The following is a 17758-nucleotide window of genomic DNA, read 5'->3' on the forward strand; positions in this document are numbered from 1 at the left end:
TCTCTACTTACTATTATTCGACTTTACTTGTAACTTTCCTTCTATGTATCGTAAAATTTCTGACGTTTTTTCACCGTCTGTAACATCAAACCACGTGACATCCATTTTATTACGGAACCACGTTAATTGACGTTTTGCATAACGACGCGAATTCGTCTTTAATTGTGACACCGCATCTTCTAAAGAGGCTCGATTCTCAAAATAATCATAGATTTCTTTATATCCAATCGCTTGAATAGATTGACAATCTCGTATCCCTCTATTATACAGCCCTTCTACTTCCTCTAATAGGCCTTGTTCCATCATCAAATCCACTCGTAAGTTAATGCGATCGTATAGCATTTCTCGATCCATTGTCAAGCCAATTAATGAAACATCATAGAGTAACTCTTTTTCTTGTTTCTCAATTTGTTCACTCATTTTTTCACCCGTCGTGTGGAAAATTTCTAACGCCCGAATGACACGTCGTACATTATTTGCATGAATACGCTCCGCACTTTCTGGATCTACTTCTTGCAATTTTTCATGTACATATTCCACACCGCGTTCTAAAGCTAACTTTTCCCTTTGCTCTCGGTATATCACATCACCAGCATCATCTGTAAACTGATAATCGAATAAAACAGATTGTATATAAAGACCGGTCCCACCAACTATAATTGGTAATTTACCACGTTCTGTAATTTCTCGAATATGCTTGCGAACACGTTCTTGAAATTCCGCGACAGAAAATGAATCTTCCGGATTTTTTATATCGATCATATAATGTGGAATTCCGTCCATCTCTGCTTTTGTTACCTTTGCGGTTCCAATATCCATCGTTCGATAGATCTGCATGGAATCACCACTAATAATTTCACCGTTCAACGCTTTGGCAAGATCGATACTTAACTTCGTCTTTCCAACAGCAGTTGGTCCAATGATGACAGCAACTTTTTCACGTTGCACTTCTCCCATATCATTCAACTCTCTTTATGTAATATACTCCATCTATTGATTATACCCAATCTTACCAATTTTAACGGCATGATTGCAAGTTCTTTCATTTCGGTACATGAAATTATACAGAAAAAAGAACATAGTTTGTCCAATTCTGCATATACATGATAAAAATAGTTTCGAGAGGATGAGTTAACTATGAAACAATCCACCATCAATTTTTCATCTTTGACAAAAGACCTCATTTTAGCCACTTCTACAAAAGAACAAAATTGTTCACAAGAGGAATTATACTTCGCCCTAAATTGTTTACTACGGGCTTTTCATTCTACTCTCCATGAAACAACATTACATCCAGAAAATAAAAATACAGAATATATACAAACGCAATTTTGCAGTGCATATAAAATTATTACAGGTAAAACTATTTATCCATTTCAATAATCCATAAAAAGCGGCTGCTTACATAGTTTCAAGCAACCGCTTTTTATATTAATATCGATAACCTATTGTATAACTTTCACTTTTACAGATTTGCGCCCCCAGCTATTAGCACTACCATCTGAACCGACTAATACATCAATACGATTTCCTTTAATCGCACCACCGGTGTCTCCAGCAATCGCTTCTCCATATCCTTCTACCCATACTTTTGATCCAAGCGGAATTACTTTCGGATCAACAGCAATTACTTTCATATTTGGATTTGCTGTTAAATCATGCCCCATTGCAGTTAATACACGACCACCATACGAACCATTCTCACTCGGATCTGCTGTATATGCCGTTGCTTCTACTGTAATTTCACGACCACCAGTAGGCGCACTTGTTTCAGTAGATTTTGCAACTGGTTTTGCAGCCGGTTTTTCTTTTACCACAGGTTTACTTGATTCTACATTCTTAATAGAATCGTTACTCTTAACAGACTCTTTATTCTTAACTACTGTATTATTTTTAACTGGCGTATTTGTTCTAGCTGGCGCTTCTTCTTGAGCTACAACCTCTTTCTTTTCGATTACAGGTGCTGTTCCTGTTAAAAATGGCACGTGAACATATCCAACTTTTCCATTGTAGTCGAATTGTAACCATTCATTTTGAACTTGATTCGTCGTTTCAATCACATCATTTTTATTAAGTTTACCTAAAATTTCAGAATCAGTATTCGCTCCAGCACGAACATTTAATACGCCCGCCGTTACATAATATGTGCTCTTTGTAAAATCGGCACTTACAAACGCTTCCTTGACCGTTCAACTTAATTTTTGTCCATCCATTTTCTGTATTTATAACATCTAGTGTATTCCCACTGAACACTTTACCTACAAGCTTTGACTCTACATTTGGGTTTTCTCTAACATTTAATACGTCTGTTGTTACAATTGTTTCCGCTTTAGCAGAACCCGCAAAAATCCCAAGACCAAAAACTGCTGCTGTTGCTATACCTAATAATTTTTTCATGAATAGCCTCCATTTGCTTTGTTTTCGTATTTTCATTATAGCAACAGATTTTTAGAATTTTTAGAAATCACACAATTACAAAGCATTCGTAATATACGATTAACGAGTTGTAACATAAATTTCCATATTAATAAAATGCATTTCTAATACAATCTCCAGTGGTTTTCATATATTTTTCATATACGAGCACAAGAACTTTTTTCCAGAAAAAATTACAGTGTTACTTTTTTGTTACAAAAAATTCACAATTCGTTACATCTTTTACCAAAAAACATCAATATTCAATTGTTAACCTATTTTTTTGTAATAAAAAGAGAGCAGCTACTAAAAACTGCTCTCTTTTTATTTGTTATTGAACTTTCTTTTTCCAAACACCTAGCGTAACAGCCGAGACAATTGTTCCAATTAATATAGAGAAAATATATAGTAACGGTTTATTTACTAACGCTATTACAAATAATCCACCATGCGGTGCCGGTAATGTAATTTGGAATAACATAGATAACGCACCTGCAATACTTGAACCAACAACACAACTTACGATTACTCGAACCGGATCTGCAGCTGCAAACGGAATCGCACCTTCTGTAATGAACGACGCTCCCATAATATAATTTGTTAAACCAGATTTACGTTCCGCTTCTGTAAACTTTGATTTAAAGAATGTAGTTGCGAATGCAATCGCAAGTGGTGGTACCATCCCACCAGCCATAACTGCTGAGTGCACTCCAAAATTCTGCGCTTCTATTGCAGCAATACCAAACGTAAATGCCGCTTTATTAATTGGCCCCCCCATATCAATTGCCATCATACCACCTAAAATAAGACCTAGTAATATAGCATTCGTACCGTTTAAACCATTTAACCACCCTGTCAACATTTCATTTAATGCTACTACAGGCGGAATTACTACTTTTTGCATTACAACTCCTGTAATCAATAATCCAAAGACTGGATATAACAATACAGGTTTAATTCCTTCTAATTGTACTGGTAGTCCTGAAAATAATCTTTTCAACCCTAAAACAACATATCCAGCTAAGAAACCAGCAATTAATCCACCTAAAAATCCAGCATTCGCATTCGCCGCTAAAAATCCACCTACAACACCAGGCATAAAACCAGGACGATCAGCAATAGAACTTGCAATAAATCCAGCTAAAATTGGTACAAGGAATAAAAACGCACCTGTTTTTCCTCCACCAATTGACATGAACAATTCAGCTAAAGGACCTTCCGCCTTTATACCACCAAACGAAAACGCTAGCGCTATTAAAATCCCGCCACCAACAACGAATGGAAGCATATTACTTACACCGCTCATTAAATGCTTATAAATTCCTAATCCTTTTTCTCCCTCAATACTTTCTGATTTCCCGTCCTCTTTTACACCTTTAAAGATTGGTGCATCTTGTTTGACAGCTCGCTTAAGCAGATTTTCCGTTTTTCGAATCCCATCAGCAACTGGCACTTGAATGACATGTTTACCAGCAAAACGATTCATTTCTACTTGTTTATCCGCCGCAACAATAATAGCTGTTGCACGTTCAATATCCTCTTTCGTTAAACCGTTTTTAATACCTGTTGATCCGTTTGTTTCAACTTTAATCGCTATTCCTAACTCTGTCGCTTTTGCTTTTAAGCTATCCGCTGCCATATATGTGTGAGCGATTCCAGTTGGACAAGCTGTAACAGCAAGTACGTACGGTTCATTTCCTTCTGGTTTTGCGACTTCAATCTCTTCTTCTTTTTCATTCTCTTTTTCATCAAATAGTTGAAGAAGCTCACTTTCATCCTTTGCTTCTAATAGTTGCTTGCGAAATCCTTCATCCATTAATAATGTCGATAAACGAGACAACGTTTCTAAATGAGTATTATTCGCTCCTTCACTTGCAGCAATCATAAAGAATAAGTGTGCTGGCTGTCCGTCAAGCGACTCATAGTTGATACCGCTTACACTTCTACCAAAACAAATCGATGGTTGTTTAACAGCCTTTGTCTTCGCATGAGGTATTGCAATACCTTCCCCTATTCCAGTCGTACTTTGGGCCTCCCGCTTTAAAATAGCTTCTTTAAATTCCGTTTTACTATTTAAACGATTTGCCCCGTTTAATTTCTCAACTAATTCATCTATGACAGCTTCTTTATTTGAAGCTGTCAAATCCATAATGACTGTATCCCTTTTTAATAGTTCTGTAATTTTCATATGTTGCTTCCCCCTATCGCTTAGCTACAATTACTTGCGACAATAATTCTTCTACTTTTTCCTTCTTACATAAATCAGCTGAAAATGCTGTTGCACTCCCTGTTGCAACGCCGTATTGAAATGCCTTTTCAATATCTTTTGTCTGTTCATATTTGCCTACAAACCCTGCAACAAGAGAATCCCCGGCCCCAACTGAATTAATTACAACACCTTTTGGAACAGTCGCTTCATATATACCTTCTGCCGTAAATAATAAAGCTCCCTCTCCAGCCATCGATACGATAACGTGTTTTACACCTTGTTCAATTAATTTTCTTCCATAAGGTAAAACGTCCTCTACTGTTGAAAGCTCCACTCCAAACAACTCACCAAGTTCATGGTGGTTTGGCTTAATTAAAAATGGCTTATTTTTAATTACATGTTGCAGTGCACTTCCACTTGCATCTACTACTACACGAATACCTTTTTCAGCTCCAAACGCAGCAATTGATTCGTAAAAGGTACTTGGAATAGAAACTGGTACACTCCCAGCAAGTACAACACAATCTCCAGGTTGCATACTCTCAATTTTTTTCATTAACTGTTCGAACTGCTCTTTTGTTACAATAGGACCTTGGCCATTTAATTCTGTTTCTTCTTCCCCTTTTATTTTCACATTAATGCGAGTATCTTCATCTACTTGGACGAAGTTTGTTGTTACACCTTCCGTCTGTAATACCTCTTTAATAAATTGACCAGTAAATCCACCAGTAAATCCAAGTGCTATATTTTTAACACCTAAACGCTGAAGAACACGAGAAACATTAATTCCTTTTCCTCCAGGAAACTTCATATCTTTTTCCGCTCGATTTATTGTTCCTAAATCAAAGGAAGAAACTTGCACTACATAATCAATAGATGGGTTTAAAGTAACTGTATAGATCATTGTTTATCAGCCTCAATTACATTGGTTTGTTGTTTATATTTTTCTAAATCAATTTCTAAATGGTTTGTAATAATATTTGCATCTTCAACATTTGCAATTTTCGCAAACGCAACTTCTGAAAACTTACTTTCATCAATTAAGAAATATCCTTCGTTTGCTAATGTTAATGCCATTTGTTTTAAGAGCGCTTCTTCTGGATCTGGTGTTGTAAAGCCAAGCTGTTCATGTACACCATTTGCACCTAAAAAACATTTATCAAAACGATACTTCTGCATACTTTCCTGTGCCATAGCACCGATTAAAGCTTTCGTCCTACTCTTCATCATTCCGCCTAGTAAATACGCACGAATATTATTTTCAACTAAAGCTTCAATATGCATAAGTCCATTCGTAACGACAGTAACATCTTTATTTATTAAAAATGGAATCATTTCAAATGTTGTACTTCCTGCATCTAAATAAATACAATCACCTTGTTCAATAACGCTAGCCGCATACTTAGCAATTTGTTGTTTTATTTGAATGTTTTTGGATGATTTTTCGACCATCGTTGGTTCTTGCCCTTTTCCTGTTAAAACAGCGGCACCACCATGAACTCTTTTTAATAACCTTTGCTTTTCCAATTGTGCTAAATCACGGCGAATTGTCGACTCAGAGCTTTCTGTTCTTTCAACTAATTGCTGTAATTTTACAACTTTCTGTTCTTTTACAAGTTGCAATATCATTTGATGACGTTCAGGAGTTAACATTTTATTCACCTCTTCTTTGATTACAGTATAATGAAAACGGTCACAAAAATCAACCATAAACAACCAAAAATAATCAAAAACATCCACAAACATTTATAAACAGCAAAAAAAGAAACCTATTCGATCAAACAATCAAATAGATTTCTTTTCTAGATTCACTTATAAAGAAGCTTTATATATACTTAAAACATCATCTTTATTTAATTTTTTAAAGTTACCAAATTCACCATACGCCATCGCTTTATCCGCCATTAAATCAATTTCATTTTCTCCAATAGCGTAATCAGATAATGTTACTGGCGCCTCAATTGAAGTCCAAAATTGACGTAACGCCTGAATTCCTTCTAACGCAATTTCTCGATCAGTCTTTCCATCTGTTTCTACATTGAATACTCGAATAGCAAACTGTTTAAAACGACTTACATTTCCCTCTACAACATGCTTCATCCAGTTCGGGAATAAAATCGCAAGGCCACCCCCGTGTGGTATATCATGAACAGCAGAAACTGCATGCTCAATATTATGAGTCGCCCAATCTCCTTTTACTCCCATTGCTAAAATGCCGTTTAACGCCATAGTACCACAATATAAAATAGTTTCTCTATGCTCATAATTTTCTAAATCACTTAAAAGCTTAGGAGCTGTCTCAATTACTGTTTTTAAAACAGCTTCACAATAACGATCTTGTAGTTCTGTATTCGTTCCATGATGGAAATATTGTTCTAATACGTGCGACATAATATCTACCATACCGTAAATTGTTTGATCTTTCGGTACAGAAGTAGTATGAACTGGATCTAAAATCGAAAACTGCGGGAAAGTAACCGGGCTACCCCATCCATACTTTTCATTCGTTTCCCAGTTTGTAATTACCGAGCCTGCATTCATTTCAGATCCTGTTGCTGCAAGAGTAAGTACAGTACCAAATGGTAATGCCTCATTAGCAAATGTTTTTTTCGTTACAATATCCCATACATCTCCATCGTACTTACTACCAGCTGCAATTGCCTTCGTACAGTCGATTACACTTCCTCCACCAACTGCTAAAATAAATTCAACACCATTCTCTTTACAAATTTGAATCCCTTTCTTTACAGTTGATACACGTGGATTCGGTTCAACACCTGTTAATTCAAATACTTCTGCATTAATATCCTTTAAAATAGAAATTACATTATCATAAATACCGTTTCTTTTAATGCTGCCTCCCCCGTATACGAGAAGAACTTTTTTACCGAACTGTGGAATTTCAGTTTTTAACTGTTCTAATTGACCTTTACCGAAAATAAGTTTCGTTGGATTACGAAATACAAAATTTTGCATATTTCTTTACCATCCCTTCTATATAAAAAGCAACTATACTTTTGTATACCATATTTTTTTCATTTCACAAAAATATTTGCCTAATAAAAAAATCCCAGCCTACAGGCTGAGATTTTTTTATTGGTAATAAGGTGAGATCATTAAGTAAACAATAACACCAGATAAACTTACATATAACCAAATCGGCATCGTCCAACGTACAATTTTACGGTGACGTGTTAATTGATTTGTAAAACCAAATACAAGCGCAAACAATGCAAGTGGTACGATAATTGCTGCTAGGATAATATGTGTAATTAAAATGATGAAATACACATATTTAATGAATCCTTCTCCGCCAAAATGTGTTGCCGGTGCTAAGTAATGATACGATAAATACGACACACAAAATAGTAAAGTTGTCGTAAATGCTGCAAGGATAAAACCACGATGCATTTTCACATTCTTTTTAATAATAGAGAATAACGCTGCTAATAAAAATACGAACGTAAAGCTATTAAAAATCGCGTTTAACATTGGTAAAATCGTTACATCAAAATGTACTTCTCCTTCATAGCCAACAGGTCCAAAGAACAAAAATAAAATAATCGCATTTACAATTACAGAAAGCGTTATCACAATAGGAGCATAGCTTTTCTGATTTGTTGATTGATCCACCAAAATGGTCACTCCCTCTTCCTTCAAGTATGTATACATAACCTCACTATTTTAACATATTATTCACAGTGTAAATGTGACAATAGTTTGACACAGCAAGACCAGACAAAGAAAAAAATCCTTCTTAATAAAACTTCTTAAGAAGGATTTTATCGCTTTATTATTCAAATAGCAATGCGATTAGTTTTTGTTAAAAAATGTATCGCTATATGCTTGAAAAATTTCAGACACTTGATATCCCATTAATGAAATTGCTGTTAATGAAAAGAAACCAATCATAAGAAATCGAAACCACATATAAATCTCCTCCTTGTATTTAGCTTAAAAAACGTTAGCTACCTTACAAGTTGAGTGGCACTCTTCATCATCACTTTCCTTTTTCCTTACAATTGCTGTAATAAATCGAATCATAAAGAAAACTACAAAAGGAAATTGTTCGTAATTCACATTGGCATAGTTTAGCAACGACTCGCGCTGCACATCGAACGGAGATGAGAAGGAATAGAACATACCTTGCTCTTCCATATATACAATTACAATTTTCATGCAAAATACGATTCCTAGAAACGAAACAATATCTTGCCATTCTGTCGTATATAACAGGTTATACAGCTCTAATACGTACTCTTCCATCATCATCCCCCCTTCCTTTTTTACCATTTTGCTCGCCTTCGTATAAAAAGTCAAGAAAAAAGTTTATATCCACTATGACAATAGTAATTACTTGTTTCTATGATTATATATGATTCTTTTATAGCAATGACTGGGTGTAACTCTCTTCGAAAATAAGAAAATTAGAATCGAACAGATTCCTCATTCTTACTTTTAGGATTCAAAACTGTGCTATTTTTATTTCTATTAAAAATAAAATAAGAAAGTATGATAAGAACTGTAACAAACATTGTTAAAAGTGCTTGTGAACGTAAAGTATCAATTGCGAACATCGCAACTAAAACTGCTATAATAGCAGCAATTGTAACATACGTTACATACGGAAAAAGCCACATTTTCACTTTCAAATTTTGTTGTTCTACTTTCCCCATTTTTTTACGCATCTTTAAATGCGAAACTGCAATAACGAGATAAACTAGTAACGCAATCCCGCCAGATGCATTCACTAAAAACAAAAAGACTTTATCTGGAGAAATGTAACTAAACACAACTCCAATATAAGCGAAGAAAGTTCCAAATAAAACCGCTCGAACGGGAACACCACTACTGTTCAATTTTAAAAATGACTTTGGAGCATCTCCTCTTTCTGCCATTGAAAAAAGCATTCTTGAATTTGTATATAAGCCTGAATTTAAGCAAGAAAGTACAGCTGTTAAAACGATAAAATTCATAATTTGTGCTGCCGCTGGTATTCCTATATGTTCAAGTACAGCTACAAATGGACTTTTTAATATGTTTGCTGAATTCCATGGCAGTAGCGTAACAACTACCGCTATAGACCCAATAAAAAATACAAGAATACGCCAAATCACACTGTTTGTTGCTGTTTTTACTGCTTTTACAGGTTCTGCAGATTCACCAGCCGCTACTGCTACAATCTCTGATCCCATAAATGAAAATATAACAACAGTAATTCCAAGCAGGACCGAACTTATACCGTTTGGCATAAATCCACCTTGTCCAATTAAATTCGAAGTGCCGGGTGCTTCTGTTCCTGGAACAAATCCTAAAATAACAGCAAGACCTAGACAAAGGAACAAAACAATACTTATTACTTTAATAAAAGAAAACCAATATTCAAACTCTCCAAATGATTTCACCGAAAAAACGTTCGTCAGCGTTAATAAAATTGTTAATATTAAACTTAATAACCAAAGCGGTATTTGTGGAATCCAATATTGGATAATACCAGCACCTGCTGTGGCTTCTATTGCAATAACAATTACCCAAAAAAACCAATATAACCAGCCTATTGTATAACCCGCCCAAGGACCAATCGCTTCTCTTGCATACGTTGCAAATGAACCACTTGTCGGATTAACAGCTGCCATTTCTCCTAGCATTCTCATGACGAAAATGACTAGAAGTCCTGCTAATGCATATGAAACGATAGAACCTGGTCCTGCCGAATGTACAACTGCACCACTTCCAACAAACAAACCAGCCCCTATTACGCCGCCAATTGAAATCATTGTAATGTGGCGTATTTTGAGGTCTTTCTTTAGATTTTTATCCAAATCTTGTACATCCCCTTCCAAACTAAATTTTGAAACTTATGTAAGAGTACTGTGCGAAAGATTTTGTTCTATACGTTAAAATATATCAAAATATTCTGAATTTAACAATTACAATTCAACCTTCTTTAAAAATTATTACATTAGGTTTAATACTTTCCCATACACAATTGTTGAGAAAATTATAGTCCCCTTACAAAGGAAAGAATTTTCAGATATTATTAAATAAACAAGATTATACATCTAGACAACTTTTTGTATAGGAGTGTTGATATGTTAAACAAGTTCAAATTTTTTTGTTGCATTTTAGTAATGTTCTTACTTCTACCGCTATCCCCTTTCCAAGCACAAGCAGCAAACAATTTAGGTTCAAAATTACTCGTTGGATATTGGCATAACTTTGATAACGGTACTGGCATTATTAAATTAAAAGACGTTTCACCAAAATGGGATGTAATCAATGTATCTTTTGGTGAAACTGGTGGTGATCGTTCCACTGTTGAATTTTCTCCTGTGTATGGTACAGATGCAGACTTCAAATCAGATATTTCTTATTTAAAAAGTAAAGGAAAGAAAGTAGTTCTTTCAATAGGTGGACAAAATGGAGTCGTTTTACTTCCTGACAATGCCGCTAAGGATCGTTTTATTAATTCCATACAGTCTCTAATCGATAAATACGGTTTTGATGGAATAGATATTGACCTTGAATCAGGTATTTACTTAAACGGAAATGATACTAATTTCAAAAATCCAACTACTCCCCAAATCGTAAATCTTATATCAGCTATTCGAACAATCTCAGATCATTATGGTCCAGATTTTCTATTAAGCATGGCTCCTGAAACAGCTTATGTTCAAGGCGGTTATAGCGCATATGGAAGCATATGGGGTGCATATTTACCAATTATTTACGGAGTGAAAGATAAACTAACATACATTCATGTTCAACACTACAACGCTGGTAGCGGGATTGGAATGGACGGTAATAACTACAATCAAGGTACTGCAGACTACGAGGTCGCTATGGCAGATATGCTCTTACATGGTTTTCCTGTAGGTGGTAATCCAAATAACATTTTCCCAGCTCTTCGCTCAGATCAAGTTATGATTGGGCTTCCAGCAGCACCAGCGGCAGCTCCAAGTGGTGGATACATTTCGCCAACTGAAATGAAAAAAGCTTTAAATTATATCATTAAAGGAGTTCCGTTCGGAGGAAAGTATAAACTTTCTAACCAGAGTGGCTATCCTGCATTCCGCGGCCTAATGTCTTGGTCTATTAATTGGGATGCAAAAAACAACTTCGAATTCTCAAATAACTATAGAACATATTTTGATGGTCTTTCCTTGCAAAAATAACAAAGTAAAACTATAATTAGCCCCCATCAATCGGACATTTATGGGCAATCAATGCAGGATAAAAACAGCAATAGGACCCTTTATAGGTCCTATTGTTGTTTTTTATTTATGAAAATTACTTTGTCACATCTAAAGTTTTAAGAAACTGTTTTCCATCGCCCAACATCGCACGTTCCTCCGAATCATATTGTTAAATATTCTAGTCACTCTTTTGCTTCAACACAAAAACTGAAAGTTCAGGTACACTACAAAATCTAACAGGCATCCTAGTAGTCCCAATACCACGATTTACATATAAATATAACTGCTTACTCTTCCCCTCCACTTCATACATACCTTCAACATAACTCTCAGCTAGTTTGGTAGTAATTAACGGACCTACAAAAGGGATTTGGACTTGTCCTCCGTGACTATGTCCTGACAGTTGAAGATCAACTGGGTAACGATTTATTTTGGTTACAACATCCGGCTCATGTACTAATAACATGTTGAAATCATTTTGTTTCAAGTTTTTTAAAGTTGAATCTATTTTCGGCTTCCCTAATAGAAAATCATCCAAACCTGATATTGTAATATATTTGCCGTTTTCCACTTTAATTTTCTGCACTTCATTTACTAATACAGAAAAACCAGCTTCCTCCATATATTTTTTGTAAAATAAACTACCGCCCCCGCCCCTATCATGATTCCCAAACACAGCATATTTCCCTAAGGGAGCATAAATTTTCTGCAAAATAGCCTTCGCTCCCTCTCTTTCTGCACTATAAGAACCAAATTTATCTATTAAATCTCCGGTAAAAACTACTATATCTGCATGTAATTCATTCATCTTCTCCACCAAATGTTCAAGTTGCTTCAATGTAAACTCTGGCCCTAAATGTACATCTGAAAACTGTAATATTTTTTTATTATTAAATTCTTTAGGAATTGCAGAAGCTTCTATTTCATTCCATGTAACTGTTACTAGTTTTCGTTCTATTTCTGTCGCATAATAATACAAACTTACTAGTATCATTAATATACTTATAAAACTAATAATAAATATCTTTACGATTGATTTTTTTCGTTCTTTTTTTACATGATTCGTATTCATGTTTCACCTCTAGAAACACTTTAAATCCTTATTGTTACATTAATGTGACAACATGAACTATGTTATTAATATGTAATTTCCTCCCTATTCACTTTGACAATTTTATACAGAAGTCATACCATATTTTTATAATACATATATTTTCGAATCTTTTTCTATTCATTCCATCATTTTATTACGGAGGGGTTATTCATGTCTGTATTTACACCAGAAGAAATTACGGAACTTGCTGCGAATTCCGGAAGGAAAAAAGCTCATTTATCATTACTCCCTATGCTAATTCTCGGTTTTTTTGGCGGTGCTTTTATCGCATTAGGGTATTTACTCGATATTCATGTTATTGGAACAATGCCAAAATATTGGGGATCATTTACTAGTTTTCTAGGCGCTGCTGTATTCCCTATCGGTCTTATTCTCGTTATTCTTGCAGGCGGTGAACTAGTAACTGGTAACATGATGACAGTTTCTATGGCTTGGCTTCAAAAGAAAATTACTTTATTTCATTTCATACGAAATTTAGTTATTGTTACGTTTAGCAATTTCATAGGGGCTGTATTTGTAGCCTACTTTTTCGGCCATATCGTTGGCTTAACTGAAGGAGCTTTTTTAGCGAAAACTATTTCTATCGCTCAAGCGAAACTACAAGATACACCATTGCAAGCATTTATTTCTGCAATCGGATGTAATTGGCTCGTTTGTTTAGCTGTTTGGCTCAGTATGGGAAGTAAAGAATTTATCGGAAAGATTATCGGTATTTGGTTCCCAGTTATGACTTTTGTTGCGATTGGATTTCAACACGTTGTAGCAAATATGTTTGTCATCCCAGCCGCAATTTTTGCCGGTCATTTCACTTGGGCTGAATATTTTCCAAACTTTATTTTTGTTTTCTTTGGAAATTTAGTAGGAGGTATGTTATTTGTAGCACTACCTTACTTCATATCTTATAATAAGAAACTAGCTTCTTATCAAGAGAAGACTGAAATGAAGAACAAATCTCTGTCGGCTTAAATAGAATGTCTATAAAGAACCCTAAAAATATTACAAATTTCATTTTTTTTGCGAATATATGTACGTACACTTGTTCTCGAATGTTTTATACGTTATAATAACAACTTAAATAGCATTATTTACATATGAGGTGAAAAACATGAACAAAACAGAATTAATTAAAAACGTAGCACAAAATGCTGAGATTTCTCAAAAAGAAGCTACTGTAGTTGTACAAACTGTAGTAGAATCAATCACTAACACTTTAGCTGCTGGTGAAAAAGTACAACTTATCGGATTCGGTACATTCGAAGTTCGCGAAAGAGCTGCTCGTACAGGCCGTAACCCACAAACTGGTGAAGAAATGCAAATCGCAGCTTCTAAAGTACCTGCTTTCAAAGCTGGTAAAGAACTAAAAGAAGCTGTAAAATAATGAAAAATATCCTTCTCATTTATGAGAAGGATATTTTTTCATAACATAATTAATAAAAATCTGACCATTATGCTGTTTCTTTTGTTCTTTTATGCAAATAAAATCTTTACTTTCAAAAAAAGGTTTTGCGGTAATGCTCGCCTCTGTATATATCTCCCTATGTCCCAAGTTCACTGCTTTTTTTTCTAACTTCTGTAGTATGTATGAAGCGACTCTTTTCCCTTGATAATCTTTATGCGTAAATAAACGATCTACGTAACGATCATCGTTATAATCCCCAAACCCCACAATCATACCTTTATGATCCGCTACATAGCTAATATTCTTTTCTAAAGACTGTAACCAATTTTCTCTATCTAGTCGCTCCGGTGCCCACGCCTGTAGCTGTAACTCATTATAATCTTTTGCATTAACCGTATGAACTGTTTCATAGAACAATTGTAATACTTGATCTAAATCTTTTTTCTGGAATGTTCTAATTATAATATCTTTTAACATATATAAGTCTCCTTACCAAACTACCTCTTAACTTTTCTACTACATACGATTCTATATTTCTGCTTTATTATATCGTTTTAATTTCTATACGAACAAAAAAACAATACTTATTCAAGTATTGTTTTTTAATTCTATTCAATTACTTAATGTAGCTTTTTAAGGTTTTAATTTAACTCTTTGTAATCGTAATGCATTTAATACAACGGATACAGAACTAAATGCCATCGCTGCTCCAGCAACCCAAGGGGCTAAGAAACCTAATGCCGCAATTGGAATTCCTAACGCGTTATAAGCTAATGCCCAGAATAAATTTTGTTTAATATTTCTTATCGTCATTTTACTCATAAATATCGCATCAGCAATACTATTTAAGTCACCGCGGATTAACGTTATATCCGCTGCTTCCATCGCTACATCCGTTCCCGTTCCAATTGCCATACCAATGTTCGCTGTAGCAAGAGCAGGAGCATCATTTATCCCGTCTCCAACCATCGCTACTTTCTTACCATTTGCTTGCAGTTTTTTCACTTCTTCTGCTTTTCCTTCTGGCAATACTTCTGCAATTACGTGATCAATACCAACTTGCTTTGCAATTGCCTGAGCAGTTTGTGTATTATCTCCTGTAATCATCACAACGTCTAGACCCATTTTTTTCAGTCTTGCGATAGCTGCTTTTGAAGTATCTTTCACAGTATCTGCAACGGCAACTATACCAGCATATTCTTTATCGATTGCAATAAGCATTGCTGTTTTTCCTTCTCGTTCTAGCGCTTCCATTGATTTAGAAACTTCTTCAATATCAATATTGAATTTCTTCATTAATCGACGTGTACCAATTAATAAGTGTTTTCCTTCTACAACTGATTCGATACCAAATCCCGGAATCGCTTCAAACGTTTCTGAACTCGGGATATCAATTTTCTTTTCTTTAATTCCTTCTACAATCGCTTCTGCAAGCGGATGTTCAGAATTTCTTTCTGCTGCCCCTACTAATCTAAGCAGTTCATTTTCATTGAATCCATCTGCTACAATTACATCTGTTAATACCGGCTTCCCATTTGTCACTGTACCCGTTTTATCTAGAATAACCGTATCTAATCGGTGCGTTGCTTCTAAATGCTCTCCACCTTTAAATAAAATACCATACTCAGCCGATCTTCCTGATCCTGCCATAATAGATGTAGGCGTTGCAAGACCTAATGCACATGGACAAGCAATAACAAGTACTGCTATCATTTTCTCAAGTGCTCCGCCAAAATCACCAGGTGTAACAAATATCATCCATACTGCAAAGGTGATAATCGCAATCACAACTACAACCGGTACGAAAATACCTGAAATTTGATCTGCTACCCTTTGAATAGGAGCTTTTGAACCTTGTGCCTCTTCTACTACTTTAATAATTTGAGCTAATGCAGTATCTCTTCCTACCTTAGTTGCTTTCACTTTTAAAAATCCATTTTTATTTATTGTCGAACCTATTACTACATCCCCAATTGACTTATCAACAGGAATACTTTCACCCGTTAACATCGATTCATCAATTGCTGACTTTCCTTCTACAATCTCACCATCTACTGGTATTTTTTCACCAGGCTTTACATAGACGATATCACCAGTTACTACTTCTTCAATCAAAATTTTTATTTCTGTTCCATCTCGCACAACTGTAGCTGTCTTCGCTTGTAAACCCATCAATTTTTTAATTGCTTCTGATGAGCGCCCTTTTGCTTTCGCTTCAAATAATTTACCTAAAATAATTAATGTAATAAGTACCGCACTCGTTTCAAAATATAAATCTGTCATATGTTCCGAAGAACCAATAGATTGAATACTTAAATATACACTATAGAAGTACGCGGCCGACGTTCCAAGCGCCACGAGAACATCCATATTAGCACTTTTATTGCGTAACGCTTTATAAGCCCCAACATAAAACTGTCCACCAATGATAAATTGAACAGGAGTTGCAAGTGCTAGTTGCACCCAAGGGTTCATTAACATATCCGGTAAATAAATAAATGACGTAAATGAGAAATGACTAACCATTGCCCACAATAATGGGAAAGATAAAATAAACGAAATAATAAACTTCTTCTTTTGTCTTTCAATTTCTTGTAATCGATGATCAGTTGATGCATCTTGATCATCTGGTTTCACTTCTAATTTATATCCTAGCTTCGTAATCGCGCTCTTCATTTCATTTACATTAACTTCATCAGGGTTAAAGTCTACTGTGGCTGATTCTAAAGCAAAATTTACTGTCGCCTTGTTCCCACCATCTACCTTATTTAAACGCTTTTCAACTCTATTTGCACATGCTGCACATGTCATTCCTGAAACAGTAAATTCAGCTTTATCACTTACAATTCCATATCCTAATGATTCAACTTTTTCTTTAAATTGTTGCGGATTTGTTTTAGTTGGATCGTACATTATTTTTGTTTTTTCAAGCGCAAAATTTACATTTGCCTCATGAACACCTTCTACTTTTTTTAGACCTTTTTCAATTCTATTTGCACATGCCGCACATGTCATTCCTGATATTTGAAGATTGGCCTCTTTTTTTTCATTCATGTCTCTCACCTCTATATACCCTTATGAGGTATAATGATTAGCAAAATAAATCGTACTTCATTTAAAGTACGATTTATTTTCATATCTAAAAATAATTATTGAACATCGTATCCTTGATCTTCGATTACAGCAACGATATCTTTTAATGTGACAGCAGACGAGTCGATAGTAACTTCAACAGTTCCTTCTGCTAATTGAACCTTCACTTGTTCAACACCGTTTAGCTCTTTCACACTGCTTTCGATAGCATTTACACAATGTCCACAAGACATACCTTCAACCTGTAATGTTAACTGTTCCATTTAAAATCCTCCTCTTGTTTATTCATTGTTTGTTAATCACAATTACATCTTACCATACCCCCCTAAGGT

16 protein-coding genes and 1 pseudogene are annotated in these 17758 nt (G+C 35.0%); 4 read left to right on the top strand and 13 right to left on the bottom strand.

Annotation, left to right across the window (positions count from 1 at the left end):
- Positions 1 to 3 precede the first annotated feature (3 nt).
- Positions 4 to 957: a tRNA (adenosine(37)-N6)-dimethylallyltransferase MiaA gene (gene miaA / locus BC_RS18520; RefSeq protein WP_000504930.1), complete on the bottom strand. Its 954-nt coding sequence runs from the start codon at positions 955 to 957 to the stop codon at positions 4 to 6.
- A 180-nt stretch (positions 958 to 1137) separates the two neighbouring features.
- Between miaA and BC_RS18525 the strand changes: the two genes are divergently transcribed.
- Complete coding sequence (locus BC_RS18525) at positions 1138 to 1383, top strand: hypothetical protein (RefSeq protein ID WP_000814429.1); 246 nt, start codon at positions 1138 to 1140, stop codon at positions 1381 to 1383.
- 62 nt (positions 1384 to 1445) lie between these two features.
- Here BC_RS18525 and entD read toward each other — a convergent pair.
- From entD to gabP, 8 genes and pseudogenes are all read right to left on the bottom strand, one after another.
- Positions 1446 to 2397, bottom strand: a pseudogene (entD, locus tag BC_RS18530) (cell wall-binding protein EntD).
- 349 nt (positions 2398 to 2746) lie between these two features.
- Positions 2747 to 4603 (bottom strand): PTS fructose transporter subunit IIABC, encoded by a 1857-nt coding sequence (locus BC_RS18535; protein WP_000704606.1) that lies wholly within the window; start codon positions 4601 to 4603, stop codon positions 2747 to 2749.
- 13 nt (positions 4604 to 4616) lie between these two features.
- The gene (gene pfkB, locus BC_RS18540) at positions 4617 to 5528 is read right to left on the bottom strand and encodes a 1-phosphofructokinase (protein ID WP_000640859.1); all 912 of its coding nucleotides are present in this window, start codon (positions 5526 to 5528) and stop codon (positions 4617 to 4619) included.
- Positions 5525 to 6277 (bottom strand): DeoR/GlpR family DNA-binding transcription regulator, encoded by a 753-nt coding sequence (locus BC_RS18545; RefSeq protein ID WP_000957279.1) that lies wholly within the window; start codon positions 6275 to 6277, stop codon positions 5525 to 5527. Before BC_RS18545 ends, pfkB begins: the two co-directional genes overlap by 4 nt.
- Positions 6278 to 6436: 159 nt before the next feature.
- Positions 6437 to 7600: an iron-containing alcohol dehydrogenase gene (locus BC_RS18550; protein WP_001179093.1), complete on the bottom strand. Its 1164-nt coding sequence runs from the start codon at positions 7598 to 7600 to the stop codon at positions 6437 to 6439.
- 117 nt (positions 7601 to 7717) lie between these two features.
- Positions 7718 to 8260 carry a DUF420 domain-containing protein gene (locus BC_RS18555; protein ID WP_000228315.1) on the bottom strand — a complete coding sequence of 181 codons (543 nt, stop codon included), beginning with the start codon at positions 8258 to 8260 and terminating at the stop codon, positions 7718 to 7720.
- A gap of 318 nt (positions 8261 to 8578) precedes the next feature.
- On the bottom strand, positions 8579 to 8917 hold the full coding sequence (locus BC_RS18560; RefSeq protein ID WP_002195769.1) for a hypothetical protein: 339 nt from the start codon (positions 8915 to 8917) through the stop codon (positions 8579 to 8581).
- Positions 8918 to 9051: 134 nt separating this feature from the next.
- Positions 9052 to 10446 (bottom strand): GABA permease, encoded by a 1395-nt coding sequence (gene gabP, locus BC_RS18565; protein WP_000360113.1) that lies wholly within the window; start codon positions 10444 to 10446, stop codon positions 9052 to 9054.
- Positions 10447 to 10716: 270 nt separating this feature from the next.
- On the opposite strand from gabP, the gene BC_RS18570 reads away from it, so the two are divergent.
- Positions 10717 to 11799, top strand: a complete 1083-nt coding sequence (locus BC_RS18570) for a chitinase (protein WP_000932437.1) — start codon at positions 10717 to 10719, stop codon at positions 11797 to 11799.
- 199 nt (positions 11800 to 11998) lie between these two features.
- Here the strand turns inward: BC_RS18570 and BC_RS18575 are convergent, their stop codons facing one another.
- Positions 11999 to 12892, bottom strand: coding sequence for a metallophosphoesterase (locus BC_RS18575; protein WP_001095334.1), 894 nt, complete (start codon positions 12890 to 12892; stop codon positions 11999 to 12001).
- A gap of 192 nt (positions 12893 to 13084) precedes the next feature.
- On the opposite strand from BC_RS18575, the gene BC_RS18580 reads away from it, so the two are divergent.
- Together BC_RS18580 and BC_RS18585 are read left to right on the top strand one after the other, a co-directional pair.
- The gene (locus tag BC_RS18580) at positions 13085 to 13900 is read left to right on the top strand and encodes a formate/nitrite transporter family protein (protein WP_000110544.1); all 816 of its coding nucleotides are present in this window, start codon (positions 13085 to 13087) and stop codon (positions 13898 to 13900) included.
- Positions 13901 to 14039: 139 nt separating this feature from the next.
- Complete coding sequence (locus tag BC_RS18585; RefSeq protein ID WP_001043904.1) at positions 14040 to 14312, top strand: HU family DNA-binding protein; 273 nt, start codon at positions 14040 to 14042, stop codon at positions 14310 to 14312.
- Positions 14313 to 14327: 15 nt separating this feature from the next.
- Here the strand turns inward: BC_RS18585 and BC_RS18590 are convergent, their stop codons facing one another.
- The 3 genes from BC_RS18590 to copZ form a co-directional block, all read right to left on the bottom strand.
- Positions 14328 to 14810 (bottom strand): GNAT family N-acetyltransferase, encoded by a 483-nt coding sequence (locus BC_RS18590; protein WP_000910168.1) that lies wholly within the window; start codon positions 14808 to 14810, stop codon positions 14328 to 14330.
- A gap of 156 nt (positions 14811 to 14966) precedes the next feature.
- Positions 14967 to 17387: a heavy metal translocating P-type ATPase gene (locus BC_RS18595; protein ID WP_001003185.1), complete on the bottom strand. Its 2421-nt coding sequence runs from the start codon at positions 17385 to 17387 to the stop codon at positions 14967 to 14969.
- A gap of 95 nt (positions 17388 to 17482) precedes the next feature.
- Complete coding sequence (copZ, locus tag BC_RS18600) at positions 17483 to 17689, bottom strand: copper chaperone CopZ (RefSeq protein ID WP_000436973.1); 207 nt, start codon at positions 17687 to 17689, stop codon at positions 17483 to 17485.
- Between the last annotated feature and the right edge of the window lie 69 nt (positions 17690 to 17758).

Source organism: Bacillus cereus ATCC 14579 (assembly GCF_000007825.1).
In the GTDB taxonomy this organism is placed as follows: Bacteria; Bacillota; Bacilli; order Bacillales; family Bacillaceae_G; genus Bacillus_A; species Bacillus_A cereus.